This window comes from Natrarchaeobius halalkaliphilus (assembly GCF_003841485.1).
Lineage (GTDB): Archaea > Halobacteriota > Halobacteria > Halobacteriales > Natrialbaceae > Natrarchaeobius > Natrarchaeobius halalkaliphilus.
In genome coordinates this window covers 457,547-484,220 of sequence record NZ_REFY01000004.1, presented here as the reverse complement: position 1 = coordinate 484,220, position 26,674 = coordinate 457,547, and the positions used below count along the sequence as shown (strand labels likewise).

Below are 26,674 nucleotides of genomic sequence, written 5' to 3'. Positions count from 1 at the left end.
GGCAACGACCCGCATCGGCGGACGATTCGATGCGATCCTTTTAGTCAATGGAACCGTATTGGACAGTCAGCGACGCGAGGAGACATGACGATCGAACTCCAAGCAACGACCACCCCCACCGGATTCGAGGTTCACGACTCGATCGAGCAACGACACCTCCACGTCGGCACGTCGGGACCGGTCTCGCTCGATCCGACCGACACTGACGAGTTCCCGTTCCCGGTCGACACGTCGTCTCCGATCGAAACGGCCGAACTGCGCTTCGATCAGCACTACGCCGTGACCCTCCACGACAGCACGGGACAGGCGGCCGCCAACTTCGACGTGGGCGAGACGGCGACGCTCGAGGACGGAACCCAGTTCGTCGGACTGAGCGCCCCGATCAAACTCTACTTTCGAATCGACTCGGCGGGAACGATCGACATCGGGCTCACCTCCGTCCGGATCTCGCTCGAGGAGGAGACGACGGTCCAGCTCGGCGCTCGATCCCCGCACGACCGACCGGTCGGAACGATCACGACGCCGCCAGACATCGAATCGATGGCCGAGGCCGTCTCGATGCTTCCGTCGGCGCTGAAGACGACCTCTCCGGAACGAACGTGGCCGACGCTACGGGGACACCCGCCCCTGATCGAACTGGGTGACAGCTTCGACGTTCCCTCGGAGATCGATCCGCCGGACAGCGACGTCACGCTCACCGTCCCGCCGACGTACCGCTCTCTCTATCAGGCTGCGCCGCTCGCGTTCTTCCTCGGAGGGACGATCCGTCTCGGCCGGGAACCGACGCTCGAGACGCCGCGATTCGAACGATCGTTGACGGATCGCGGCGGGTTCAGCAACGAGGTCGCCAGCCTGTTGAAGCGATTTTTCTTGCTCGATTGTCTGGCCCGAACGGAGGGCATCTTTCAGTACGACTTGCTCGAGCGTTCGGTACTGGAGCGGACGCTCCCGTTCGATCTCGAAACGATCTACGACGAGCCGCTCTCCGCCCGACTGGAACAGTATCTCTCCGTCCCGTACGAGCGCCTGGAACCCCACGTTCCGCGGTGGCCGTTGACCGCACACGTTCCCGACGAATCGGAGGGAATCGAGGTGGTCCCGTTCGTCGTCAACGAACTCGGTATCGTTCGCGAGTCACGCGGACGGTCCCCGACGTCGGTTCCGCAACCGAACACTGGCGGCGCACAACTCGTTCGATCGGCAACGGAGTACCGTTCGTCGTCGTCGATCCGGAGCGAGTCGGCGTTCGTCGTCCCCGACGTCACCGACGAGTCGGTCGAACACGCCTGGTTCGGAGACTCCGTTCCACAGAAGGCGTCCAAGGCGACGATCGAGGCCTACCGGAGCCAACTCGACCGCGACGCCCGGAACGAATCGATCGAGATCCTGCTCGTCTGTAACGACGTCCGGATGATCGACGAACACGACCTGCTCGACGAGACGTACGGGAATCGCGACCAACTCCCCTTCGAGATCCACTCCGAGTTCGGCGTCGAGACGGATCAGTTCGCCTCGTTGCTCACCGACGGCGGCTACGACTTCCTCCATTACATCGGCCACGCGACCGAAGACGGCATCCGCTGTCCCGACGGCGATCTCGACGTCCGCACGCTCGAGTCGGTCGACCTTGGCGTCTTCTTCCTGAACGCCTGTCGGTCCTACGAGCAAGGTCTCGCGCTTACTCGTCTCGGAGCGTTCGGCGGCGTCGGCACGTACAGCGACGTCGTCAACGAGGACGCCGTCGAAGCCGGTGAGACGATCGCCAGGTTACTCAACCGCGGCTTCCCGCTCCGGGGAGCGCTCGAGATCGCCCAGGAGAACACCGCACTCGGTGACCAGTACCTCATCGTCGGTGACGGATCCGCGGATATCGCCCAGTCGGACGGCGGCGCACCCGGCGTCGTCGAACTCGATCCGTGCCCGGACGGTGAGTACGGGTTCTCCGTTCGAACATATTCCACCAAGGAGTACAAACTCGGAACAGCAAGCGCGTCGAACCTCGAATGTGTTGCGGACCGCCATCTCTCACCGGGAGTCACCCCGTCCTCGTTCGTCGACGGGGAGTCGATTCAGGAGTACTTGACGTGGACGGAGCTTCCGATACTGATCGACGACGGCCTTCACTGGAACGACGGCATCGGCCCCGCTATCCTCGAGTAGTCGGAGTTCGGATACGCCAGCGAGAAGAACAGTGTTGTTTCGCGTCGAATTTTCGCGTCGAACTATCGCGTGGATTCTGCCGCGTCGTTCACGGTCCCATCTGACTGTTGATTCCTGCCGCCGCCGTGCCCGCCTGACTGAGCAGGACGAACATGGTGAACAGGACGCCGATCATTCGTGGGTGCTTTGCGAGGTAATCTTTCATGCTGTCTTTGTCGGACATCACAATCCAATGGATGTACCCATTAGTAATATAATTATCTTATATTTACATAGGTATTTTTATTAAAAGATAGGGATGTAATTGAACAGATATAGCCCGAATCTAAGAAAATACTCACACTGGGGTACGATAGCACGCAAAATGTCGGATATATAACTACTATTGCTACTCGTTTGGAATTACGAGAAGTTCGGGGCGAAGCCCGCGCGTGGCGTTGACTGGTGAGCGGGTGGATCGAAAAACCGTTCTCACCGCCCGGGAACGATCGGAAGCCGTTATCAGCCCCGACTCACTAGCTGAGACTGGCCTTCGAAATCGACGACGCGGTCGGTTTCACCGAACGATCTCACATGAACGACACTCGAGGACAGATCAGAGCTCACGTCCGGGCGAACGCCGGCATTCACTTCAACGAACTGGTCAGGGAGTCGGAGTTCGCACCGGGACAGATTCAGTATCACGTCCGTCGATTGATCGACGACGACGATCTCGTGCGGCGCGAGTTCTACGGACGAACGCACTACTATCCGCCGACGTACGACGAGTGGGAACGAGCCGCACTCGCGTTGTTTCGCCGTGAAACCGCTCGCGAAATCGTGGTTTACTTGCTCGAGTCACCCTCGAGCGACCCCGGATCGATCTCCGCCGACCTCGGTATCGCTCGCAGCACGCTCGAGTACCACCTCGAGCGACTGGTCGGACAGGAAATCGTCGAAAAATCGTACGACGACCGAAATCGCGTCTCGCTCCGGCTCGTGGCCCCCGAACGAACGGCGACGCTGTTGTCCGTCGTCGAGCCGACCGTTCCCGATCGGTTGGTCGATCGATTTACCCGACTCGTCGACAGCGTTCTCGAGAGCAGTCCGGATCCCGACTGATCGATTCTGGTACCGAACCCGGGTGACTGCGGAGCGTCCTGAATATCTTTTCGACGAATGAACCAGAAATATAAAGCGTGGGAAAAACGTCGATCAGAACGTGACCACACCCGTCAAACGACGGCGTTTCGTACAGACTCTCGGTACCGGGACCGTCATCGCCGGTGCTGGCTGTCTCGGTGGAAGCGGAGACGGCAACGGAGACGGTAACGGGAACGGAAACGACGACCACGATCACGGCGATCACGAGAACGGAGACGACGACCCGGAGGGAGATGCCGAGGGAAGCGAGGGACTCGCCTACGCGTTCGCTCCGAATACGATTGCGATCATCGATCCGGAAACGGGCGACGTCGTCGACGAGATAACCGACGGAATCGACGGTAACGAGTGGGGCGATCCACAGATCACCCACGACCTCACACAGATCTTCGTCATCGAGGGATCGCTCAATCAGGTGCTCGTTATCGACACCGACTCGCGCGAGATCGTCTCCGAGGTGGATATCGGACCCGGTGCGACCCACATCTACCATCCGAACGACGACGAAATCTGGGCCCACGCGGACGACGAGGGAACCTTCTATGTCATCGATACCGACTCCCACGACGTCGTCGAGACGGTCGAGGCCGGGCTCGAGGGAGAGGGTCACGGAAAGCTCCTCTATCACGAGGACTTCGGCTCAATGGGCTATGCGACGAACGTCAACGACCCCGTGGCACACGTCATCGATCTCGGGGAGTACGACCGACCCGACTCGATCGAACTCGGTGAGGACGGCGGGACGCACTACAAAGCCTACGCCCCGCAAAACGGTCTCGCGTACTTCGAGTACAGTGACGTGACCGCGGCCGTCGACGTCGACGCCGACGAGGTCGTCGACGAACTCGAGTTCTCCGGCGGCATGTATCTCACGCCCGACGAAGAGCGAATGGGCGTATTGGACGGCGACGAGATCCGGTTCATCGACGTCACCGACGAGGAGAACGAAGAGATCGGTTCCGTCACGGTCGACGGCGGTCCCGACGCTTTGCGCTACTACGAATCCGACGGAACCCTCTACGGTTTCACGGCCAACACGATGACGCCCGAGTCGGTCGTCATCGACGTCGACGAACTCGAGGAGGTCGGTCGACTCGACGCGGGCGATATCGAACGCCCGGACGGTGCACACCACCTCCATCGCTCGGGCGTCTCGGGCGACGAGTACTTCTTTACTCCCGCCGAAGCGGACGGAACCGTTGCGGTGATCGATATGGCCGAACGGGAGCTGATCGGAACCGTCGAAGTCGAAGACGGCGTCGGTACGGTCCAGTACGTCGGCGATACCGGAACCGGCTACACCGGCGGCATCAGATAGTCCTATGACCGCGCGTGCGCCTCGATCGACGGATCGTCGCCCCGAGACGCCCACCCGGTCCCGAGCGGTACGACTGGCGTTTTGGCTCGTTCTCATCGTCGCTGCTGCCGGACTCGTCCTCGGCGCGCTCGCGACGCCGGTCGACGCACACGCCTATCTGAGCGACTCGGATCCGTCGAACGCCGAACAACTCGAGGACCGTCCCGAGCAGGTTACGCTCTCGTTCTCCGGTGATGGGGTACAGGTCGCCGACGTGACCGTCACGAATCCCGACGGCGAGGTCGTCAGCGGTGAGTCAGAGATCGATCCCGACGACACACGAACCGTCCGGATTCCGCTGGAGGAGACGGCCGACGGAAGCGACGGCATGTACAGCGTCGACTGGGAGGTGCTTGCCGACGACGGTCACACGACGAGCGGGTCCTTTTTCTTCAGCGTCGGAGACGAACCGCTCGACAGAGACGCGGTTCTCGAGGCGTACGAGGACGGAACCGACGAACCCGACGAGGAAATCCCACCGATCGAAACGATCGCCAAGGGGCTGGTGCTCGTCGCACTCGTTGCACTCGTCGGCGCGCCGGTGACGGCCGCAGTCGCCGTTTATCCGCCCGTGGGTCGTACCGGTCCGGACACGCGGTCGGTCGACAGGTGCCTGAGTCGACTGCTCGTCGGTGCGACTCTCCTCCTCGTCGGTGCGGTCATCGCGCTCGGCCTGGCCCGAGCAGCGTCGCTCGGGCGGCTCTCGGCCGAGACACTGGCCCAGTACGCAGAGACCCCGCTCGGGCGCGCGTGGCTCGTCCAGATTGTCCTCGTTTCGCTTCTCGGCGGCGTTCTCGCCGTCCGCCGTCTGGGTATTCTCTCCCGCCGGCTCTGGCTGGCTGGGGTCGTTCTTGGATCGATCGCCGTCGCCGGTAGCGTGAGCTGGACCAGTCACTCCGCGACCGCGATCGACCGACTTCGGGGCGTCATCGTCGACTTCGGCCACATCGCCGGGGCCGGTCTCTGGATCGGCGGCTTGCTCGTCCTCGCGGTCGTCGTTCCGGCCGCACTCCGTCGGACCGATCCGGCAGCGCGATCCGCGGTCGCAGCCGGCGTCGTCCGCCGGTACTCGTTTCTCGCACTCGCCGGGGCTACGCTCGCCGGCGCGACCGGCCTCCTTCTCGCGGCCTGGCACGTGCCCACGCTGTCGGCCCTCTCCGAGACGCTCTACGGTGTGTCGCTCTCCGCGAAGACGCTACTGGTCTTGCTGGCGCTCGGCCTCGGCGGGCTCACCCGGTTCGCCCTCCTGCGCCGTCTCGAGTCTGAGCCGGGAGATCGAAATGAGCGGTCCAACGGTAGTGACCGAGACGAGCCGTCCGACGACTCGGTCTCGACGTTCGTCCGTGCGGTCCGTCTCGAGGTCGCCCTCCTCGTCGTGGTTGTGCTTCTCTCCGGACTGCTCACGTCCGTTCCGACGGCCGCAGTAGTCGGGGGCGGAGGCGACGACGGGCCCGGAGTCGCGTCGATCGAACGCGAGGGCGACCCGACCGTCGAACTGTTCGCGATCCCGGCCGAAACGGCGGAAACGGCCGACGATGACCGCTTGCTCGTCAGTGAGGGTGATCCGATCGTTTTCGAAGTCGGCTTCTCGAGTGAGTCCACAGCCGGCGAAGACACCGGCGATCGGATCGCTTCCGAGCGGACGGTTCGGATACTCGCGACCGCCGTCGACGGTGACACGACGATCGAGTTCGAACTCGAGGAAACCGCGGACGGGACGTACGCGACGGTCCAGACGCTGCCCGAAGACGGCCCGTGGGAGCTTCGGGTGACGGGTTCGCCCGACGGAAGCTTCCTCAGCGAGTGGTTCGATGCGACGGTCGTTCCGGCCGAAAGCGCCGATCACGACCACGACGACCACGATCACGGCGATGGTCACGGCCACGACGATCACGAGACGGACCCCGATTCACCGTTCGCCGTGTTCCTCCAGTTCGGTGCCGTCGCGGTGGCGGTCGTTGGCTCCGTCGCCGTCGCCGTCGAGGCTACTCGTTTCGGTCGGTCCGACTGACGCGAACTCGACCGCCGTTCCTTCGAATCGGACCCGAAAATCGCGAAAACTTAGTATGGTGGATTGCAACACACTCGATAATGGGATTCGACGAGATGGACGTCGACACGATCTGGATGGACGGCGAGTTCGTCGACTGGGACGACGCGCAGGTCCACGTTCTCACACACGGACTACACTACGGAAGCGGCGTCTTCGAAGGTGCACGCTGTTACGACACCGAGCAGGGCCCTGCGATCTTCCGCTGGGAAGAACACCTAGAGCGGCTCTACCAGTCGGCAAAGCCCTACGAGATGGAGATCGATCACACCATGGCAGAGCTCACCGACGCCACGCTCGAGCTCATCCACCGCCAGGAGCTCCCCTCGTGTTACATCCGGCCGATCGCGTTCTACGGCTACAACAGCCTCGGCGTGAGTCCCGCCGACTGTCCGACGAAAACCGTGATCGCCGTCTGGCCGTGGGGCGCGTACCTCGGTGAGGAGGCCTTAGAGCAGGGGATCGACGTGATGATCTCCTCGTGGCGCAAGCACGCCTCGAGCCAGATTCCGACGAACGCGAAGACGACGGGGCTCTACGTCAACAGCATGCTCGCGGGCGAGGAAGCTCGTCGGAACGGCTACGCCGAGGCGATCGTGTTGAACAAGGAGGGCAACGTCGCGGAGGGTCCCGGCGAGAACATCTTTCTCGTGCGCGACGGCGAGATCTACACCCCCGGTCTCTCCGAATCGATCCTCGACGGCATCACGCGCGACACCGTGATCACGCTCGCTGAAGATCTCGGCTATACGGTTCACGACAACGTGTCTATCTCTCGAGGAGAACTCAACACGGCCGACGAGTTGTTCTTTACCGGCTCCGCCGCGGAGGTGACGCCGATTCGCAAGATCAATAACGTCGTCATCGGTGACGGCTCTCGCGGACCGATCACCGAAGACGTTCAGTCACGCTTTTTCGAGGTCGTCGAGCGCCAGACCGACGAGTACGACGAGTGGTTCACCTACGTCTAGTCGCTCCTTTCGAGCGAACGCTCACTCCGATTCCAATCCCGGTTCAGCGCCGCTCGAGTCCGCGTTCACGTCAACCGAGCGACTGTCTGTCAGTTCCGTCGACCCAACCGGTGGCGATCACCGTCCCCCGAGCGATTCGCCTCAGTCGTCGTCGGCGTCCGCCTTCTCGCTTTTCGTTCCGGCGGTCGCCTCGTCGATGACGTCGATGGAGACGCCCGCGTCCATTCCACGCTGTCTGTCCGCGTCGCCGAACCCGGCGCTCAGGACGCGCGTGAGTGCGTCTTCGACGTCTTCATCCAGCTCTTCGACCCGGTCCGACTCCACTTCGATGACGAACCCCGTCGTGATATTCGGTGACGTCGGTAAGAACAGAACCTCCCGGCCGTCCTCCGTGACTTTCCCCGTTTTGAACGCCGTCATCCGAAGCCCCTCCCAGACCTCGAGTTTGACGGGCGTCTGGAGCGATTCCTGTTCACCGAAGGCGGTTTCGGCGGCCATCTTGGAGGCGTTGTAGACCACCCGCATCACGGGAACGCGGTTCGCGACGTTGTCGACCAGCCGTTCGACCAGGCCGCCGACCGTCGTCCGCATGAGGTAACCGACCGAGAGCGTGAGGATCGTAAAGACGGTCAGCGTGACGACGACCCGGAGGAACTGCGCGAGCTGTACGCGGGTCTGTTGGGCCTGGTCGCTGTCGCCCGGAACGAACGGCTCGAGCGCTTCGGCCTCGAGGATCAGCCCTGGCGTGACTCCGGCGACGAGCCCGTAGATCCAGTAGATGACGTAGAGAGTAATGAGAATCGGGCCGAGGACGATCAGCCCGCTGGCGAAATCCCGCTTCCACGATGCCATATTCAGTGACTCACACTATGGGCTAATGAGCCCTTCCCTTTACCGTCCGAGAACGGCACGCAGGGTGAACCGAGGGGTAGCCGTCCGTTCCGTCGCACGCCCGTAGACGTACGCGGATATTCGATTCGCCCGGTTCTCCCGCCCGATGCGAGTTCAATATCTGTATATTCTGTGTATGGATACTGTGGACAAGTTATTAGTATCTGTTTCGCCTGGGCCTAGTCATGACGGCAGGACCGCCGATAGCGGAACTCCACTACGAGGATGCACCGAACGTCGACTCCGTTCCCGGACCGAACACCCGAGCGCTGCTCGAGAAACAGCGCGAGATCGACAGCAGCGCCGTTGCCTATCCGGAGGACATTCCGATCGCGTTCGATGAGGGCAAGGGTGCGACCGTCCGGGACGCGGACGGCAACACGTTCATCGACATGTTCGCCGGTATCGGTGTTCTGAACGTCGGACACGCCAACCCATACGTTCTCGAGGCCGTTCACGAGCAGGCGGATAAGTTCGTCCACTCCGTGGACTTTCCGACCGAAGCCCGTCTCGAATTGATCGAGAAACTCGACGAGATCGCACCCGACGGACTCGCGGGCGAAAACCGCGTCGTCTTCGGCGGCCCGACCGGCAGCGACGCGATCGAGGCGTCCATCAAACTCGCGAAGTACAACACCGGCGGAACCGGCCTCGTCGCCTTCCGGGGCGGCTACCACGGCCCGACGTCGGGTGCGATGAGTCTCACCTCGAACAAGAGCTTCAAGGAACACTACACGCCGTTACTGCCCGACGTCGTCCACGCGCCGTACCCGCACCCGTTCCGACAGGATAAATCGCCCGCGGACGCCGTCGATCACGCACTCGAGGAAGTGCAGGCGATCCTCGAGGACCCCTACGGCGGGCTGGCCAATCCGGCCGGAATCGTCGTCGAGCCGATTCAGGGCGAGGGGGGAATCGTCACGCCACCGGAGGGCTTTCTGCAGGGACTTCGCGACATCGCGGACGACAACGACGTTCCGCTCGTCTTCGACGAGATCCAGAGCGGGCTCGGCCGCACCGGCGAGTGGTGGGCGGCGGATTGGGCGGGCGTCACGCCGGATATCATGACCTCCGCGAAGGCGCTCGGCGGTATTGGCTTTCCGCTCTCAGCGACAATCTATCACGAGGATCTCGACACCTGGGGACCGGGCGATCACGCCGGAACCTATCGCGGTCACGTCGTCGGCATGCGCGCGGGAACCCGGGCCATCGAGTACATCCAGGAACACGACCTGCTCGCTCACGCCCGGGATCTCGGTGAGTACATCCGGCGGCGACTCCGGGAGGCACCCACCGACCGGCTGGGCGACGTTCGCGGAACCGGCCTGTTCATCGGTGCCGAGTTCGTCGACGAGGACGGCGAACCGGGCGGTGACTTCGTCGACGCCGTCCAACAGTATTGCTTCGAGCACGGCGTCCTCGTCTGGACCGCCGGCCGTCACGGCAACGTCCTTCGATTCCTCCCTCCGCTCGTGCTCACCCACGACCTCGCGGAGACGGCTCTGGACGTCGTCCTCGAGGCGATCGAGCACGCTGACGGTGCGGTATAACGACTCGCGAGACTCATGTCAGATACGCATCCTATCGAAACCGACGACGCACCGAGCGGCGACAACCCCTACTCTCAGGGAGTTCGGACCGACGGTACGCTCTACGTGTCCGGCTACGGACCGGTCGATCCCAAAACCGACGAGCCCGTCGACGGCGATATTCGATCTCAGACCGAGCAGGTCCTCGAGAACGTCGCCGCCGTCGTCGCGGCGGCCGGCGGTGACGGGCTGACGGACGTCGTCAAGGTAACCGTCTATCTCACCGACCTCGAGACGTACGATCGGGTTAACGAGGCCTACGGTGAGTGCTTCGAGGACGACCCACCGGCCCGCGTCTGCGTCGAGGTCTCGAGGCTTCCCGGAGACGTCCGCGTGGAAATGGACGCCATCGCCTCTCTCGATTAATTCGACCCGTCTCTATCCTGGTCCGACCGTTCCTTCGGCGCGAAAATAAACCGATCGTGACCGTCGAATACACGAATATCGACCATCGTTAAGTAGTTCCTCTCCATAGCTCCGGGACGAATGTCCGACGTCCGACACAGGTTGAGCGAGCTCAGACGGGAATTTCACCGCCATCCCGAACCAGGTTGGCGCGAGTTTCGGACGACCGGCCGAATCGTCTCCGAACTCGAGCGTATCGGCGTCGACGAGATCGCGATCGGTCGGGACGCACTCGAGACCGACGCGCGAATGGCCGTCCCCGACCCCGAGGAACTCGATCCGTGGCTCAATCGCGCACGCGAGGCGGGCGTTCGACCGGACGTCCTCGAGAAAACCGCGGACGGCCACACGGGTGTCGTCGCCGTCCTCGAACGCGGTGAAGGTCCCCGTGTCGGTCTGCGCGTCGATATGGACGGTATCTCGATGCGCGAATCTGCGGACCCAGACCACCGACCGACAGCCGAGGGGTTCCGATCGGAACACGACGGCTACATGCACGCCTGCGGTCACGACGGTCACATCGCGATCGGTCTCGGAACGCTCGAGGCGATCAAAAACAGCGAGTTCACGGGAACGTTCGTCGTCTTCTTCCAGCCCGCAGAAGAAATTTCCGGTGGCGGGAAGGCGATGGCCGAGGGTGGTTATCTCGACGGCGTCGACTACCTGTTCGCCGCACACCTCGGGTTAGATAACCCGACCGGGACCGTCGTCGCCGGCATCGAGAAACCACTCGCGATGGCGCACCTGACGGTGACGTTCGAGGGCGCAAGCGCGCACGCGGGAAAAGCGCCGAACGAGGGAGCAAACGCGATGCAGGCGGCCGCGACCGCGATACAGAACGCCTACGCGATCCCTCGCCACAGCGACGGAATGACTCGCGTCAACGTCGGACGCATCGAGGGCGGAACCGCCAGCAACGTCATCGCCGAGGAGATCACGCTCGAGGGCGAGGTTCGCGGCGAGACGACGGCGCTCATGGAGTACACGCGAACCGAACTCGAGCGCGTACTCTACGCCGCAGCGGAGATGCACGACTGCGACGTCACGCCGCGAGTCATCAGCGAATCCCCGCGCGTCGACAGCGATCCCGCACTCAGAGATCTCGTCGGAGCGGTCGCACGAGGTCTCAACGGCGTCGACAGCGTCGTCGAAAGCGTCGAGTTCGGCGTCAGCGAGGACGTCACCTACCTCATGGAGCGCGTCCAGGAGGACGGCGGCCTGGCGTCGTACCTCCTCGTCGGCACCGATCACCCGACCAATCACCACACTCCGACGTTCGACATCGACGACGAGAGCCTCGAGATCGGTGTCTCCGTGTTGAGCGATGCCGTCCTCGAGTGCTCCCGGCGACGACCGTAAATCGCTCGCCGGCGTTCGTTCGCGGTCCCTCGGGACGCTATTCCGACGGACCAATTACCAGAACGAAATCACGTCTTCCGGATCAGAAGCGTTAATTTCGGGGCTCCCCGTGTACCCTGTATGAGCCAGGACGACGTGCCGGAGTCCCTTCGCGCCGCAGCGGACGCTGACCGGCCGCGCGGAATTTTGACACCCTCCGATCGCGACTTTCTGCTCGGTCGGAAGACGGACTACACCGATCACTCGAAAAAGCAAAAGCGAAATCGCATCCGTCGTCGCGTTCGAAACGCGGTCCTCGATTTCAGTATCCTCTTTGAGTACATGGAAGAACGGGACCGAAACACCGTTTTCGACCCTGACGACGACGAACGCGACGCCTACACTCAGGGGATCACCGACATGCTCGCTTTTCTCCATCTCGGGACGATGGGCTATCACACGCCGTTCAAGGACATGCTTTCGGAAGGCGTCGGCAAGGCCGAACAGCGACTCGCGGGCTCGAACTACCGGATGGTCAACGTCGAGTTCAACGTCGATCCCGTCGGCCAGATCGACGTCGACGAGGTCGTCGCGAAACTCGAGAACGAGGAGTTCGCACAGCTCACCGACGAAGAACTCCGAGCGTTCGTTCGGCTGCTCACGATGTCCGACGAGTTCTCGCCCGAAGCCAGTCGCGAGGAGATCAAAGACCGAGTCGACGAATACACGGAGCGCGTCACCGAAAGCGAAGCGACTCGCGATCGTAAACTCGAGGAACTGACGAACTGACGGCTCCATCCAGTCGTCCTCTTCTCCCGTCGCTCTCGGCCGACTGCGCCGATATCCGAACGACCTGTCAGGGAAAATCTATTACCTGATAGAAGTTGAACACAGTCTATGTTTTCCATTTGTATTTGGACCTTATCCTATAATATCCAAATATAATGGTTTATGTACATATGTGTCGTGTCACCATCCATCGAGAACCTATAAACACAATCTGTGTATATCGGTTACGAAAAAGAAATATTTATACTGGTTCCTCACAACGAGTTCGGTATGCCATTGCAACGCATGGCAGAAGACGGACGGGGTTGGTGTAGTCAGAAAACGTTCGAACGGTCGAGCACTGAAATCGATACGCAATCTTCGATCAACGGTGGTGTTCGCTCGTGAGCGACGGCGAACACGGAATGGTCGAGCGATTTTTCGACGAACTGGATCCCGTGGTTTTCCTGTTCGGGGCGTTGCTGTCGGTCGGCGTGATCGTGGCGTTCTTCGTCGACCGCCAGGCCGTGGCGAGCGGAATCAGCACCGTTCACGACCAGACGCTCAGCTATCTGAGCTGGGCGTTACTGGTGATCGTGTTCCTGATCGTCGTCTTCCTGTTGTTCCTGATCGTCGGGCCCTGGGGCAAGATCAAACTGGGCGACGAGGATCCCGAGTACAGCTTCCTCTCGTTTTTCGCGATGCTATATTCGGCCGGATTCGCCGCCGGTGTCGTGTTCTGGGGACCAACGGAGGGGTTGTTCTACTACGACGACCCGAATCCTCTGTTCGGCGTGGCTGGCGGCTCGAGCGAGGCGATGTCGATCGCCGTCCAGCAGACGCTGTTTCACTGGGCGCTGCCCCAGCTGGCGGTGTTTACGATCATGGGGCTGGCGATCGGCTACTTCGCGTACAACTACGATAACGTTCCGTTGCGCGTGTCCTCGGCACTGACGCCGATTCTCGGCGCGGAGAACCTGGACGGACCGGTCGCGAAGGTGATCGACATCCTCGCGGTCTTTGCGACCATCGGCGGCGTCGCGACGTCGCTCGGCTTCATCGGAAGTCAGTTCGTTACCGGACTCAACTACCAGTGGGGGATCGACTTCGGTGATACCGGTATCCTGCTGGTCGTGACGACGATGACGATCCTGTTTACGATATCGATGGTACTCGGAATCGACAAGGGAATTCGCCGACTTTCGAACTTCAACATGGGGCTGTTCGTCGTCCTCATGCTCGCGACGTTCATCGTGGGTCCCACGATGTTCCTGTTGTTGCTCGGCTCACAGGCGATGGGCGGCATGATAAGCGATTTCGTCTCGATGAGCCTCTACACCGGCGCGGGTGACGAAGGTGGAACCGCGTGGGTCGAAGGCTGGACGGTCTTCTACTGGGCGTGGGCCCTCTCGTGGTCCCCGTTCGCCGGCCTGTTCATCGCCCGAATCTCGAAGGGGCGCACCGTTCGGGAGGTCGCTTTCACCGGAATCGTGGCTACCTCCGCTGCGACCATTCCGTGGTTTACCTTCGTCGGCGGATCCGCCATCTGGGCACAGCACAACGGGGTCGCAGACTTCGGTGAGGTCATCGCGTTCGAGGTCGGTGCCGAGGTGACCGGCTTCATCCTCTTCGATGCCTTCCCCGGCGGAACGGTATTCATGCTCGCGTTCCTCGTCCTCGTGACGACGTTCTTCATCACGTCGGCCGACTCCTCGACGCTCGCCGTCTCGATGATGACTACCGGGGGCAAGGAGAGTCCCTCGACGATCAACCGCCTCTTCTGGGGGATCGTCCTCGGACTGACCGCCGCGATCCTCATGATCCTCGGCGGCGAAGGCGGGACCGACGCACTCCAGCAAGCGGTCATCATTACCGGCGCACCGTTCGCGTTCGTCTGTCTCTTCGCTATGCTCTCGCTTATTCGACGGTTCGGCGTAGACCACGGCAAGGTGTTGCTCCAGGACGAGACGGTGCTCATCGGCTCGAGCGACGGACCAACCGACGACGAACCGACTGCCGCCGTCGATCCGGGCGACGACTGATCGGTTCCGATCGTCGGTCCCGGTCTCTATTCCGAGAACCACCCTCCCCCTCGTTTTTCGCGTCCGATTTCCGTACGGAACGCCCATCTATAACAAGTTTTAATGTACAACGTATACATTATCTGTGTATGGATAGGGACACGGCGGAACCCGACGTGGGGACGTTTCCCGGCCCGAACGGGCGCGAGTGGGTCGAGTTCCACGGGGCCAACGCGGCACCCAGCGAATACTCTCACGAGTTCGTCTGGGACATCACCCGCGAAGCCGACGGACCGTTCGTCACCGACGTCGACGGCAACGTTCTCCTCGATTTCACCTGTCACATCGGTGCGGCACCGCTCGGTTACAACAACGAGAAGATCCTCGGTAAGCTTCGGGAGTTCGACCTCGTCGAGCCGATGAAGATCGCCGGTCAGGACATGTACTTCGGGGCCGGACCGACGCCCGAGGAATCGTCCGTTCCCGGCTCGAGTCACCTGATGGAGAAACTGGTCTCGGTCTCGAGTCAGTACGGCATGGATACGGTCTTTCTCTCGAACTCCGGCGCGGAAGCCGTCGAGAACGCGATGAAGATCACCAACGACCACCGGGCACCGGCGAAGTACGGCGTCGCCTTCTCGGGGAGCTTTCACGGCCGCACGCTCGGAACGCTCTCGGTGACGAAATCGAAGGAGGTCTACACTCGACGCTACCCCGAAATCAGCGGAATCGAGACGGTTCCGTTCTGTGCGGATCGGACGTGCGATCCCGGCAGCTGTGACTGCGGATTCTTCGCGAGCGGCGGCTCGCAGCTTCGAAACGCGCTCTCACCGGAGGGCGGCTACGTCGACCCCGACGAAATCGCGTTCGTCGTCCTCGAGCCGATCCAGGGCGTCGGCGGCTACCGGTTCCCGAGCGAGGCGTTCATGCGGGAAGTCGGGGACGTCGCCGACGAGTACGACATTCCGCTGGTCGTCGACGAGATTCAGGCCGGAGTCGGACGAACGGGAGAGATCTGGGCGTCGGACCACTACCCGATCGAACCCGACGTCATCGCCAGCGCCAAGGCGCTTCGAGTCGGTGCGACCATCTCGCGTTCGGAGGTGTTCCCGACCGAAAAGAACCGGCTGGGATCGACGTTCGGCGGCGGCGATCTGCTCGGATCGATGATCGGCGCGTTCACGCTCGAGGCGATTCAGGAGTACGACCTGCTCGAGAACGCGACGAGCCGTGGTACGCAGGCAAAAGAGCTCCTCAGAGACGACGCACCCGAGTACGTCGAGGACGTTCGCGGAAAGGGGCTGATGCTCGCGGTCACGTTCGACACGGCCGAGCGACGCGACGCCGTCGTGGCGGAATCGATCGATCGCGGCCTGCTCACGCTGGGTTGTGGCGCGAAAACGATTCGCTTGCTCCCGCCGCTCGACTCGAGCGAGCGCGAGATCGAACTCGGCGTCGGAATCTTCCTCGAGGCGATCGAAGCGGCGATCACGACTGCGACTCAGCGCACTCCTCGGTGACGCCGGCCATCTCGACGGTGGTGCCGTTATCCGGGCCGAACCGGGATCGAAAACCGCGTCGTCCTGATCCGCTTACCAGGGCTCGTTTTTCAATCCCAACTTGTACGCGATTACGTTCGTCGTCACGTGCAGGATCGGCGTGAGCACGACGACGACGAGGATCACGCCCCAGGTGAACACCTCGAGGAACCAGCCGGTGGCGATCAGCGCGGTCAGCGGAAGCGAGACGACGACGAAATCGAGTTGATCGAGGCCGGGGAACATCGCACCGCGCTGTCTCCCCGTTCTGCGTTTGAGAAACGACGCGAAGATGTCACCGAGCATCGCCCCGGCCGCGAGCCCGAGCGCGGCGAGCGGCGTGAACGCGGGAACGTCGATCCCGATAGCGGCGCTGACGTCGTCGGCCACCAGCGTCAGGACGGCCGCGAGCGCGAGGCCGGCCGCGATCCCGGCGGCCGTTCCTCGCCAGGTCTTTCCATCACCGAGGAGCCGCGAACCGCCCCACGTGCGACCGCCGTCGATCGGCCGTCCGCCCCCGGCCAGCACCGCCGCGTTGTTGGGGACGTACGCCGGTAACATCGCCCAGAACGCGATCACGACTGTCTCGAGTACTGCCATATCGGCCCGAACGGACCGGCGTCTCTTAACCGCGCGGGTTCGCGGTCGCCGTGGTGATACACACTATCTGTTATCATTGTATACGAAGATTTTTGCAACTGGTGACCGATCGTTTCCACGGAGGTCCTGGTATCATGTCACGACACGTCTTCGACGAGGCGGAGTACGAACGGCGGGTTCGCAGGACGACAGAACGGTTGCGCGAGGCGGAACTCGACGCGATCGTCGTTGCCGATCCGGCGAACATGAACTACCTGACGGGGTACGACGGCTGGTCGTTTTACGTCCACCAGGCCGTCGTCGTCACCGCAGAGCGCGACGAACCGGTCTGGATCGGTCGGGAGATGGACGCAAACGGCGCGCGGGCAACGACTCGACTCGAGGACGCGAGCATCCGATCGTACAGCGACGATCACGTTCACTCGCCGTACGATCTGCATCCGATGGACTACGTCGCGGGCGTTCTCGAGGAACTCGACGTCGCGGACGGCCGGATCGGTCTCGAGATGGACGCCTCTTATTTCACCGCCAAATCCTATACGCGACTGCAACGGAACCTTCCCGAGGCAGACTTCGAGGACGCGACGCTGCTCGTCAACTGGGTTCGCATCGAGAAGTCGGACGCGGAACTCGAGTACATGCGCCAGGCCGCCCGAATCTCCGAGAACGCCATGCGAGCAGGTCTCGAGGCGATCGAGGAGGGCGTGCCGGAGTACGAGGCCGCGGCCGCGATTTACGACGCCCTCATCACCGGAACCGACGAGTACGGCGGGGATTACCCCGCGATAGTTCCGTTGATGCCCTCCGGCGATCACACCGGCACTCCCCACCTGACGTGGACGGACCGTCCATTCGAAGCGGGCGACCCGGTCATCATCGAGCTGTCGGGCTGTCGAAACCGGTATCACTCCCCGCTGGCGCGCACGACGTTCGTCGGTGACCCGCCCGCCGAACTCGAGCGAAACGCCGAGATCGTCGTCGAGGGGATCGAGGCCGCACTCGAGGCCGTAGAGCCGGGCGTCACCTGCGAAGCGGTCGAGGAGGCCTGGCGCGAGACGATCGCACAGTACGGCCTCGAGAAGGAAGATCGCATCGGCTACTCGATGGGACTCGGCTATCCGCCCGACTGGGGCGAGCACACCGCGAGTATTCGACCCGGCGACGAGACCGTTCTCGAAGAGAATATGACGTTCCACATGATACCCGGTATCTGGACGGAAGACATCGGCGTCGAGATCAGCGAAACGTTTCACGTAACCGGGCGTGGGGCGGAGCCACTCGCTGACGTTCCTCGTCGACTGTTCACCAGTTGAGTTCCACTGTGACGACGATTTACCCTTTCCATGACAACGAATTCGACGGACGACGCGACCGGTACTGACGCACCGACCGAAGCAACGACCGACACCGCCGACGTCGACTCGGCGCTCGTCACCGCCCGTCGCCAGCTCGAGCGTGCCGCGACCCACGCGGACGTCGATTCGGGCGTCGTCGAGCGACTCAAGCATCCGACGCGCGTCCAGCGGGTGTCGGTCCCGCTCGAGCGAGACGACGGGACTGTCGAGGTGTTTACCGGCTACCGCTCACAGCACGACGACGTTCGCGGCCCATACAAAGGCGGCCTCCGCTATCATCCTCACGTCAACGCCGAGGAGTGTATCGGTCTCTCGATGTGGATGACCTGGAAGTGTGCCGTCATGGACCTCCCCTTCGGCGGCGGTAAGGGCGGGATCGCGGTCGATCCGAAGGCGCTGAGCGCCGACGAGATCGAGCGCCTCACCCGCCGGTTCGCCGAGGAACTTCGTGACATCGTCGGTCCGACGCGGGACGTCCCCGCACCGGACATGGGGACCGACGCCCAGACGATGGCCTGGTTCATGGACGCCTACTCGATGCAACAGGGCGAGACGATCCCCGGCGTGGTCACCGGAAAGCCACCCGTCATCGGGGGCAGTTTCGGACGCGAGGAGGCACCCGGTCGATCCACGGCGATCATCACCCGCGAGGCCGTCGATCACTACGGTCGTGACCTCTCCGAGACGACCGTCGCAATTCAGGGCTTCGGCAGCGTGGGTGCAAACGCCGCCCGGCTGCTCGAGGACTGGGGTGCAACCGTCGTCTCCGTCAGCGACGTCAACGGCGCGATCTACGACCCCGACGGGCTCGACGTCCAGTCGATCCCGACGCACGACGAAGAACCCGAGGCCGTCCTCGAACAGGACGCACCCGAGACGCTTTCCAACGACGAGATCCTCGAACTCGACGTCGACGTCCTCATTCCGGCCGCGATCGGGAACGTTCTCACCGCCGACAACGCCGACGACGTCGGCGCGGATCTCGTCGTCGAGGGCGCGAACGGTCCGACCACCTTCGCCGCGGATGCGATCTTCGAGGAGCGCGGGGTTCCGGTGATTCCGGACATCCTCGCCAACGCCGGCGGCGTGACGGTCAGCTACTTCGAGTGGCTCCAGGACATCAACCGCCGCCAGTGGACGCTCGAGGAGGTCAACGACGAACTCGAATCGAAGATGCTCGACGCCTGGAACGACGTTCGGTCCGAGGTCGAATCGAAGGACCTGTCGTGGCGCGATGCGGCCTACGTTGTCGCGCTCTCTCGCATTGCCGAGGCGAAGGCGGTTCGCGGCCTCTGGCCCTGAAACTGCCGGGTGCGTCGTCTCGGATCAATACTCGTCCGCGTTGATCGTGACGACCGGAACCGGCGACGATCGGACGACTCGCTCGGCAACGCTTCCGATCAGTTCTCGAGACGTCCCCGTCCGGCCGGCGGTTGCCATGACGATCATGTCCACGTCGGTTCGACGACATACTCGAGGACTTCTTCGTGAGGAACGCCGCGATCGATCGACGTCCCGACGTCGTCCAGTCCGGACCGCTCGGCACGGTCCGCCGCGTCCGCGACTGCCCGGCGACCGTCCTCGAACAGCGAGCCGTGGATTTTCTCGGACATATCGGCGAGAAGAAACGAGATGGCGAAGAGGTTATTTCGAGAGCGCGGCGGCGACGCTCTCGATTGGATGTGGCGGCGCTCCACAGCCGTCGTACTCCGAGAGCTGCGCCCGACAGGAGGCACCCGGTGCCACGACCGTTTCGCCGTTGCTCGCTTCGACCTGCTCGAAGAGGAGTCGTCCGATCGCCCGGCTCAACGAGTGGTGTTCCGCCTCGTAGCCAAAGGAGCCGGCCATCCCACAACAGCCGGAGTCGAGCGCATCGACCTCGTACCCCGCCGCCTCGAGTACGGTGGCCGCGTGGCCCTCCTTCTTCGTCGCTTTCTGGTGGCAGTGGCCGTGATACGTCAGTCGCTCGTCCGGGGCCGACAGCGGGAGTTTCGAGGTCAGATCGAATCGGTCGAGGTACTCCATGACTCCGTAGGTGTTCGCGGCGACCGATTCGACATCGTCGCCGGTCAGCAGGTCCAGATAGTCGGACTGGAACATGACCGCGTCGGAGGGCTCGACCAGGACGACGTCCCAGCCGTCGTCGACGGACGGAGCCAGCGCTTCGACGTTCGTTCGCGCACGCTCGCGCGAGACGTCGAGAAAGCCCTTCGAGTGCGCCGGCCGCCCCGTCGACGTCACGCCGTCGGGAATCCGGACGTGGACGCCGGCCGTCTCGAGCACCTGAACCGTGGCTTTCCCCGCCCGCGGATGATTGTAGTTCGTCGACGTATCCGGTACGAGCAGGACCTGTCGGGTGGATTCTCCGAGCGGGATGCGCGAGCCGCGGGAGTCGAACCAGTCTTCGAAGCTCTCGCCTGCGAACGTCGGAAGGTCGCGCTCGCGAGCGATGCCGATGGTTTTCTCCGCGAGCAGTCCGGATCCCGGCAGGGAGGCCATCCAGTTCGAGACAGGTGCGAGCGCCGAACCGATCGCGTTCAGTCGGTCGACGTTCGCAAAGAGCCGATCCCGGAGGGTCGCACCGTGTTCTCGATGGTGTGCATGCTCGACTTCGGCTTTCAGTTTCGCCACGTCCACCTCGCTCGGACAGTCCCGCGCACAGCCCTTGCAGCCGATACAGAGCTCGAGCACCTCCGCCATGAACTCCGTCTCGAGGGCGTCGGCCTCGAGGTCGCCGGCCATCGCGGCCCGGAGCATGTTCGCCCGGCCTCGAGTGGCGGTACTCTCCTCGCCGGCCGCCCGATAGGTCGGACACATAACGCCGCCGGTGGTCTCCTGGGAGCCGCGACAGCCGCCACAGCCGTGACAGAGCTCGACCATTCCCTGAAAGCCGTTCTCGTTTTCCCACTCGAGAGCGGGCTCGAAACCGGGGTCGTGGTGATAGTCGGGATCGAACCGCAGCCCTTCGGTCATGTCGTGATCGCCACAGACCGTTCCCGGGTTGAGCACCCAGTCGGGATCGAACGCGGTCTTGACCTCGCGAAAGAGCGACCAGACGTCCTCGCCGTAGAGCTTGCGGTTCCACTGAGTTCGCGCGCGTCCGTCGCCGTGCTCGCCGGAGACCGAGCCGCCGTACTCGACGACGAGGTCCGTTACCGCGTCTGCGATCCCCTCGAACGCCGCGAGGCCGCCGGCCGTCTTCGTGTCGACCAGCGGCCGCATGTGCATACAGCCCGGTCCTGCGTGGGCGTAAAAGCTCGCGAACGTGTCGTAGGACTCGAGAACCTCCCGAAAGTCCGCGACGTAGTCCGCGAGGTGTTCGGTCGGGACGGCCGTATCCTCGATGAACGAGATGTGCTTTACGTCGCTGGTTCGCGAGAGGAGGATCGGCGCGGCGCTCTTGCGTAGCTTCCAGAGCCGGGCGCGCTCGTCCGGGTCGTACGCTTCGAGGGCGTCGAACGCGCGGATCGGATCGTTACCACTCGAGCCGTCCGCTCCGTCGACCCAATCGACTTCACCGTCGTGATCCGGCTCGCTCGAGGGGAGCCGATCCGCCACCAGCGTCTCGACCTGTTCCCGGGCGTCGTCTTCGCCGTCGGCGTAGAACTCGACCAACAGTGCCGTTTCCGTTCCGTCGGGTAACATCGCCGCGACGTCGGCAAACTCCTCGGTGTCACGCGCCAGCGCCAGCAGGACGTCGTCGATGGCCTCGATCGCCGCCGGATCGTGGTGACGAACGATCGTGTCCACGTCGGCCATCGCCTCGAGCAGGTCGTCGTAGGTCAACAGCGCGACCGCTTTCGTCTCGGGAACGGGCTCGAGCGAGACGGTGGCTTCGGTGACGATCCCGAGAGTACCCTCGCTGCCGGCGAGAACGCGTGCGAGGTTGACCGTCGCCTCCGGATCCGGTTCGGCCTCGACCGTCACGGGGCTCCCGGCGCTCTTGTCGAACGCGTCCGGATCGCCGGACGCTTCCGCGACCAGCCGGTCTAAGTTGTAGCCCGAGACGTTTCGCTTGAGCTGGGGATACGCCTCGCGAATCGACTTCGCGTTCTCGTCGATCACCCGTCGAAGCGCCTCGTGAATTCGCTCGAGGCGATCGCCGTCGGGATCGACGCGTTCGCGCATTTCGGCAACGGTCGTCTCGCCGAACTGGGCGACGGTTCCGTCCGCGAGGACGACCTCGCAGGAGTCGATGTAGGCGTCGGTCTTACCGTAGGCCAGCGAGTGTGCACCCGTCGAGTTGTTGCCGATCGCGCCGCCGACGGTGCTGCGGTCGCCCGCCGCTGGGTCGGGCGCGAACTTCAGATCGTGCGAATCGGCCGCGGCGTTCAGGTCCGCGAGAACGGCTCCGGCCTGCACCGTCGCGAGCCCGGCATCGGGGTCGATTTCGACGACGTCGTCCATGTGGGCGGTAAAATCGAGCACGACCGCTTCGTTGACCGCCTGTCCCGCCAGACTCGTTCCGCCACCCCGCGGGAGCACCGGAACGTCGTTTTCGGCGCAGTAGCTGACGACAGCGACGACGTCCGCGGTCGACCGCGGCAGGACGACGCCGATCGGCGTCACCTCGTAGGCGCTTGCGTCCGTCGCGTACAGCTGTCTCGAGTACGAATCGAAGCGAACCTCGCCGTCGATGCGCGTCCGGAGGTCGTCGACGAGGTCGGGTCGGTCGACGTCGCCGCCGACGTAGTCGTAGTCCGTCCGCGGATCGACTGCAGGGTCGGCCGCCGGCGGATCGCTCGGGGATCGATCGGCGGCGGCCGAATCGGCTCCGTCGGCGGGAGCGTCGTTGGTTGTCATCGTCGAGATCAGCTCGAGTCGGGTGTGAGGACGACGTTTTCGAGGTCGCCGCCGCTTCCGAGGACATCGACGTTGTGGGCGACGATATCGGCGAGCCGATCCCAGTGATTTGGGGTGTATCCGCCGGTGTGTGGCGTAATCAGGCAGTTCTCGAGATCCCAGAGCGGGTGATCCGCGGGGAGCGGTTCGGGGTCGCTGACGTCGAGGGCGGCACCGCGAATCCCCTCGAACTGTAGCGCGGAGACGAGCGCGTCGGTGTCGATAATACCGCCGCGGGCGGCGTTGACAACCACCGCGTTCGGTGGCAGCGTCGCGAGTTCGGCTTCACCGACGAGACCGCGGGTGAGGTCGGTGAGCGGACAGGCGAGGACGACGTAATCGCTCCGGGAGAACGCCTCGTGGATGTCTTCGTCGTCGAACCCGAGCACCTCGTCGGTCGGACCGCCTTTCGATGGAGTGTAACGGATACCGATCGTCTCGACCTCGAAGCCCGCGAGTCGCTGGGCGGTCGCCCGACCGATCGAGCCGAGACCGACGATCGTGACGGTGCTGTCGGTAAACTCGAACGAAGGGAAGTGACGCCATTCGTCGTTTTGCTTGCGGCGCCACCCTTCGTGGAGGCGACGCGCGAAGACGAGCATGTTGCCGATCGCCTGTTCAGCGATGCCGGGGGCGTGAATGCCGCCGGCGTTGGTCACCATAACGCCGTGATCGGCCAGAGCGTCCATCGGAACGTGATCCGTCCCCGCGAAGGTACAGGCGAACAGCTCGAGGCGACCGGCGCGCTCTATGAGGTCTTCGTCGATCGTGATACCGGTGACGACGCGAGCGCTGGACGCGAGTTCGCGTTCGTCCTGCGGGGTCCGCGCGAGTTCGACGGTCGCGTCGGGGAGGCGCTCGCGGAGGGTTTCGGCGTACGATTCCATCGACAGCCCTTCCGTCCCCTCTCGGAGGACGACGACGTCTGGATCGGTCATCTCTCGATCGTTGATCGACGATTGTCACGGGATGACTTATCCCTTTTGTGTACCCGTCGTAAACGGCAATTGTGTATAATTAAGTCGGTGGAGTGCGTCAGTAACTCGCATGACCGAACCGATACGCGATCGCCTCGTGACGGTCCGACGACACCTCCACCGTCACCCCGAGCCCGCCTGGCGTGAGTTCTACACGACCGCCCGACTCGTCGAAGAAATTCGCGCGATCGGCGTCAACGAACTCGCTGTCGGCCCCGACGCCTACGATCCGGCCGATCGGATGGCCGTTCCGTCCGACGACGAGATCGACTTTTGGCTCGAGCGAGCCCGCGATCGTGGAGCCGACGACGCGCTCCTCGAGCGAATGAGCGGCGGCAATACGGGTGCCGTTGCCGTCCTCGAGCGTGGAGACGGGCCGGCGATCGGCCTGCGGGTCGACATCGACGGCCTGTTCGTCGAGGAGGCGACGGGTGATGGCCACGTGCCCGACGCGGAGGGGTTCCGATCGGAAATCGAGGGAACGATGCACGCCTGTGGCCACGACGTCCACATGACCTGGGGGCTCGCCGTCCTCGAAGCCATCGCCGAATCCGACTTCGCGGGACGGCTGGTCGTTTTCTTCCAGCCCGCAGAGGAAGTCGGCGGCGGCGGTTGTCCGATGGCGAGGAGTCGCTTCGTCGACGATCTCGATTACCTGCTGGCGGTACACGTCGGCCTCGATCATCCGAGCGGCGAGGTCGTCGCCGGCATCGAGAAACCGCTGGCGATGTGTCACGTCGACGTGACCATCGAGGGAACCTCCGCCCACGCCGGAAAATCACCGAACGAGGGCGACAACGCGATGCACGCGATGGGAACCGCGATCGAGAACGCCTACGGTATTCCGCGTCACGCCGACGGGATGACTCGCGTCAACGTCGGCCGAGCGGAGGCCGGAACCGCGAGCAACGTCATCGCAGAGCGCGCCCACCTGGAGGCCGAAGCCCGCGGCGAGACGACCGAACTGATGGAGTACGTAAAGGGGCGACTCGAGCGCGTCGTTCGGTCGGCCGCGCGGATGCACGGCTGTGACGCCGTCTTCGACGTGATAAGCGAGTCGCCTCGGGCCGACAGCGATCCGGAACTGGTGGACGTCGTCGTCGACGTCGCCACCGGCCTCCACGGAACCGATCGGGTCGTACCGACGGCCGACTTCGGCGCGAGCGAGGACGCCACGTTCCTGATGAACCGCGTCCAGGAGTCGGGCGGACTCGCTTCGTACCTGATCGTTGGCACCGATCACCCGACCAGCCACCACACGCCGACGTTCGACGTCGACGAGGACGCTCTCGATCACGGCGTCTCGGTGCTCGTCGAGACGATCGGAGAGCTCGAGCGCCGTCACCCCGTTTCGAACGCCGAAAACGCGGCGGAGGACGGATGAGCGGGAACGCCACGGCCGCCCCCGTCACGCTTTCGGACGTCGAACGCGCGCGCGAGCGACTCGACGGCGTGGTCCACCGGACGCCACTCGAGACGTCGCGTACGTTCGCGGAACTGACCGGTGCGACCTCCGTGGGGCTCAAACTCGAGAACCTCCAGCGAACGGGATCGTTCAAAATCCGCGGCGCGTATAACCGGATGGCTCAGCTGTCCGATTCGGAACGCGACGCGGGCGTTATCGCCTCGAGTGCGGGCAATCACGCACAGGGCGTCGCGCTCGCGGGCGATCTTCTGAGAATCGAGACGACCATCGTCGTCCCCGAGGTGACGCCGGCGGCGAAGATCGAGGCGACTCGCGGGTACGGTGCCGAGGTCGTCGTCGAGGGCGACATCTACGAGCGGTCCTACGAGTACGCCCTCGAGCGGGCAAAGAACACCGGAGAGACGTTCGTCCACCCCTTCGACGACGAGGCGATCGTCGCCGGTCAGGGTACGATCGGGCTCGAACTCGTAGAGCAGTACCCAGACCTCGATACCGTCCTCGTCTCGATCGGCGGCGGCGGGCTCATTTCGGGGATCGGAACCGCCCTCGAGGCCCGCGATTCCGATAGACGGGTCATCGGCGTCCAACCGGCGGGTGCACTCCACGCGAAACCGTCTCTCGAGCGCGACGAAATCGTCGAACTCGAAGACGTCGACACCGTCGCTGAGGGAATCGCGGACACCCGACTGCTCGAGACGACGTTCGCTGTCGCTCGCGAGGTCGTCGACGACGTCGTCGGCGTCACCGATCGAGAGATCGCGACGGCCGTCACGCTGCTTGCAGAGCGTGCCAAAACCGTCTCCGAGGGCGCGGGGGCGGCCCCGCTCGCGGCCGCACTCTCGGAGACGACGGACCTCGATCTGGCGGGCGAGCGCGTCGCGGTCCTCGTTTCCGGTGGCAACGTCGACCTCACCGAGCACGCGGAACTGACCCGGACCGGACTCGAGTGTCTCGGTCGCTACACCGAGCTTCGACTGGAGATCGCCGGATGGCCGTCGACCGTCGGGGACGTCGTCGCGGTGATCGAGTCACAGGGTGGCGAGCTCGACGTCCTCGAGCGGGCTCGGCGGCGTGGACTCGATCACCCGAACCGCGTTCCGATGACGATCGCGTTCGAAGGCAGCGGTCCGGAGCACCTCGAGCGAATCCGCGAGTCGCTGTCCGACCTTTCCGGCGTGACCGTTCTCGAAGACGAGACCGCTTCGACAGGGACGCGACGATAGTCCGTCGTCACCGACGCCAA

The 26,674-nt window shown here is 63.6% G+C and carries 22 protein-coding genes; 15 read left to right on the top strand and 7 right to left on the bottom strand.

Features of this window, described 5'->3' with window-relative positions; genetic code table 11:
- Positions 1 to 84: 84 nt before the first annotated feature.
- Positions 85 to 2,160 (top strand): hypothetical protein, encoded by a 2,076-nt coding sequence (locus EA462_RS12465; RefSeq protein ID WP_124178894.1) that lies wholly within the window; start codon positions 85 to 87, stop codon positions 2,158 to 2,160.
- An 88-nt stretch (positions 2,161 to 2,248) separates the two neighbouring features.
- Here the strand turns inward: EA462_RS12465 and EA462_RS17745 are convergent, their stop codons facing one another.
- Positions 2,249 to 2,383 (bottom strand): DUF7503 family protein, encoded by a 135-nt coding sequence (locus tag EA462_RS17745; RefSeq protein ID WP_279387011.1) that lies wholly within the window; start codon positions 2,381 to 2,383, stop codon positions 2,249 to 2,251.
- Positions 2,384 to 2,733: 350 nt separating this feature from the next.
- Here EA462_RS17745 and EA462_RS12460 point away from each other — a divergent pair, with 350 nt between their 5' ends.
- The 4 genes from EA462_RS12460 (at position 2,734) to EA462_RS12445 (ending at position 7,681) form a co-directional block, all read left to right on the top strand.
- Positions 2,734 to 3,261: a winged helix-turn-helix transcriptional regulator gene (locus tag EA462_RS12460; protein ID WP_124178893.1), complete on the top strand. Its 528-nt coding sequence runs from the start codon at positions 2,734 to 2,736 to the stop codon at positions 3,259 to 3,261.
- Positions 3,262 to 3,361: 100 nt separating this feature from the next.
- Positions 3,362 to 4,621 carry a hypothetical protein gene (locus EA462_RS12455; RefSeq protein WP_124178892.1) on the top strand — a complete coding sequence of 420 codons (1,260 nt, stop codon included), beginning with the start codon at positions 3,362 to 3,364 and terminating at the stop codon, positions 4,619 to 4,621.
- Between the two features lie 4 nt (positions 4,622 to 4,625).
- A complete protein-coding gene (locus EA462_RS12450; protein WP_124178891.1) occupies positions 4,626 to 6,671 on the top strand; it encodes a copper resistance protein CopC in 2,046 nt (681 codons plus the stop codon).
- 80 nt (positions 6,672 to 6,751) lie between these two features.
- Positions 6,752 to 7,681: a branched-chain amino acid transaminase gene (locus tag EA462_RS12445; protein WP_124178890.1), complete on the top strand. Its 930-nt coding sequence runs from the start codon at positions 6,752 to 6,754 to the stop codon at positions 7,679 to 7,681.
- 141 nt (positions 7,682 to 7,822) lie between these two features.
- On the opposite strand, the gene EA462_RS12440 is transcribed toward EA462_RS12445, so the two are convergent.
- Positions 7,823 to 8,533: a DUF502 domain-containing protein gene (locus EA462_RS12440; RefSeq protein WP_124178889.1), complete on the bottom strand. Its 711-nt coding sequence runs from the start codon at positions 8,531 to 8,533 to the stop codon at positions 7,823 to 7,825.
- Positions 8,534 to 8,757: 224 nt separating this feature from the next.
- On the opposite strand from EA462_RS12440, the gene EA462_RS12435 reads away from it, so the two are divergent.
- The 6 genes from EA462_RS12435 (at position 8,758) to EA462_RS12410 (ending at position 16,213) form a co-directional block, all read left to right on the top strand.
- On the top strand, positions 8,758 to 10,122 hold the full coding sequence (locus tag EA462_RS12435; RefSeq protein ID WP_124178888.1) for an aspartate aminotransferase family protein: 1,365 nt from the start codon (positions 8,758 to 8,760) through the stop codon (positions 10,120 to 10,122).
- Positions 10,123 to 10,137: 15 nt separating this feature from the next.
- Positions 10,138 to 10,527, top strand: coding sequence for a Rid family detoxifying hydrolase (locus EA462_RS12430; protein ID WP_124178887.1), 390 nt, complete (start codon positions 10,138 to 10,140; stop codon positions 10,525 to 10,527).
- A gap of 120 nt (positions 10,528 to 10,647) precedes the next feature.
- On the top strand, positions 10,648 to 11,925 hold the full coding sequence (locus EA462_RS12425) for an amidohydrolase (protein WP_124178886.1): 1,278 nt from the start codon (positions 10,648 to 10,650) through the stop codon (positions 11,923 to 11,925).
- Between the two features lie 120 nt (positions 11,926 to 12,045).
- A complete protein-coding gene (locus tag EA462_RS12420; protein ID WP_124178885.1) occupies positions 12,046 to 12,693 on the top strand; it encodes a hypothetical protein in 648 nt (215 codons plus the stop codon).
- A gap of 404 nt (positions 12,694 to 13,097) precedes the next feature.
- Positions 13,098 to 14,714, top strand: coding sequence for a BCCT family transporter (locus tag EA462_RS12415; RefSeq protein ID WP_124178971.1), 1,617 nt, complete (start codon positions 13,098 to 13,100; stop codon positions 14,712 to 14,714).
- A 128-nt stretch (positions 14,715 to 14,842) separates the two neighbouring features.
- A complete protein-coding gene (locus tag EA462_RS12410) occupies positions 14,843 to 16,213 on the top strand; it encodes an aminotransferase class III-fold pyridoxal phosphate-dependent enzyme (RefSeq protein WP_124178884.1) in 1,371 nt (456 codons plus the stop codon).
- A 72-nt stretch (positions 16,214 to 16,285) separates the two neighbouring features.
- Here the strand turns inward: EA462_RS12410 and EA462_RS12405 are convergent, their stop codons facing one another.
- Entirely contained in the window at positions 16,286 to 16,831 is a 546-nt protein-coding gene (locus EA462_RS12405) for a CDP-2,3-bis-(O-geranylgeranyl)-sn-glycerol synthase (RefSeq protein WP_124178883.1), read from the bottom strand.
- Positions 16,832 to 16,965: 134 nt separating this feature from the next.
- On the opposite strand from EA462_RS12405, the gene EA462_RS12400 reads away from it, so the two are divergent.
- Together EA462_RS12400 and gdhB are read left to right on the top strand one after the other, a co-directional pair.
- Positions 16,966 to 18,144, top strand: coding sequence for a M24 family metallopeptidase (locus EA462_RS12400; RefSeq protein WP_124178882.1), 1,179 nt, complete (start codon positions 16,966 to 16,968; stop codon positions 18,142 to 18,144).
- 30 nt (positions 18,145 to 18,174) lie between these two features.
- Positions 18,175 to 19,488 (top strand): glutamate dehydrogenase GdhB, encoded by a 1,314-nt coding sequence (gene gdhB, locus EA462_RS12395; protein WP_124178881.1) that lies wholly within the window; start codon positions 18,175 to 18,177, stop codon positions 19,486 to 19,488.
- 24 nt (positions 19,489 to 19,512) lie between these two features.
- On the opposite strand, the gene EA462_RS17580 is transcribed toward gdhB, so the two are convergent.
- The 4 genes from EA462_RS17580 to EA462_RS12380 are packed head-to-tail and all read right to left on the bottom strand — an operon-like array spanning position 19,513 to position 23,966.
- Positions 19,513 to 19,626, bottom strand: a complete 114-nt coding sequence (locus EA462_RS17580; RefSeq protein ID WP_243641410.1) for a universal stress protein — start codon at positions 19,624 to 19,626, stop codon at positions 19,513 to 19,515.
- A gap of 5 nt (positions 19,627 to 19,631) precedes the next feature.
- The gene (locus EA462_RS17575; protein WP_165872059.1) at positions 19,632 to 19,799 is read right to left on the bottom strand and encodes a hypothetical protein; all 168 of its coding nucleotides are present in this window, start codon (positions 19,797 to 19,799) and stop codon (positions 19,632 to 19,634) included.
- 31 nt (positions 19,800 to 19,830) lie between these two features.
- A complete protein-coding gene (locus EA462_RS12385; RefSeq protein ID WP_124178879.1) occupies positions 19,831 to 22,989 on the bottom strand; it encodes an FAD-binding and (Fe-S)-binding domain-containing protein in 3,159 nt (1,052 codons plus the stop codon).
- A gap of 8 nt (positions 22,990 to 22,997) precedes the next feature.
- On the bottom strand, positions 22,998 to 23,966 hold the full coding sequence (locus tag EA462_RS12380) for a D-2-hydroxyacid dehydrogenase (protein WP_124178878.1): 969 nt from the start codon (positions 23,964 to 23,966) through the stop codon (positions 22,998 to 23,000).
- A gap of 109 nt (positions 23,967 to 24,075) precedes the next feature.
- On the opposite strand from EA462_RS12380, the gene EA462_RS12375 reads away from it, so the two are divergent.
- Both EA462_RS12375 and ilvA read left to right on the top strand, forming a co-directional pair.
- Positions 24,076 to 25,389, top strand: a complete 1,314-nt coding sequence (locus tag EA462_RS12375; protein WP_124178877.1) for an amidohydrolase — start codon at positions 24,076 to 24,078, stop codon at positions 25,387 to 25,389.
- Positions 25,386 to 26,654 carry a threonine ammonia-lyase gene (ilvA, locus tag EA462_RS12370; protein ID WP_124178876.1) on the top strand — a complete coding sequence of 423 codons (1,269 nt, stop codon included), beginning with the start codon at positions 25,386 to 25,388 and terminating at the stop codon, positions 26,652 to 26,654. The genes EA462_RS12375 and ilvA overlap by 4 nt, the downstream gene beginning before the upstream one ends.
- Positions 26,655 to 26,674 lie beyond the last annotated feature (20 nt).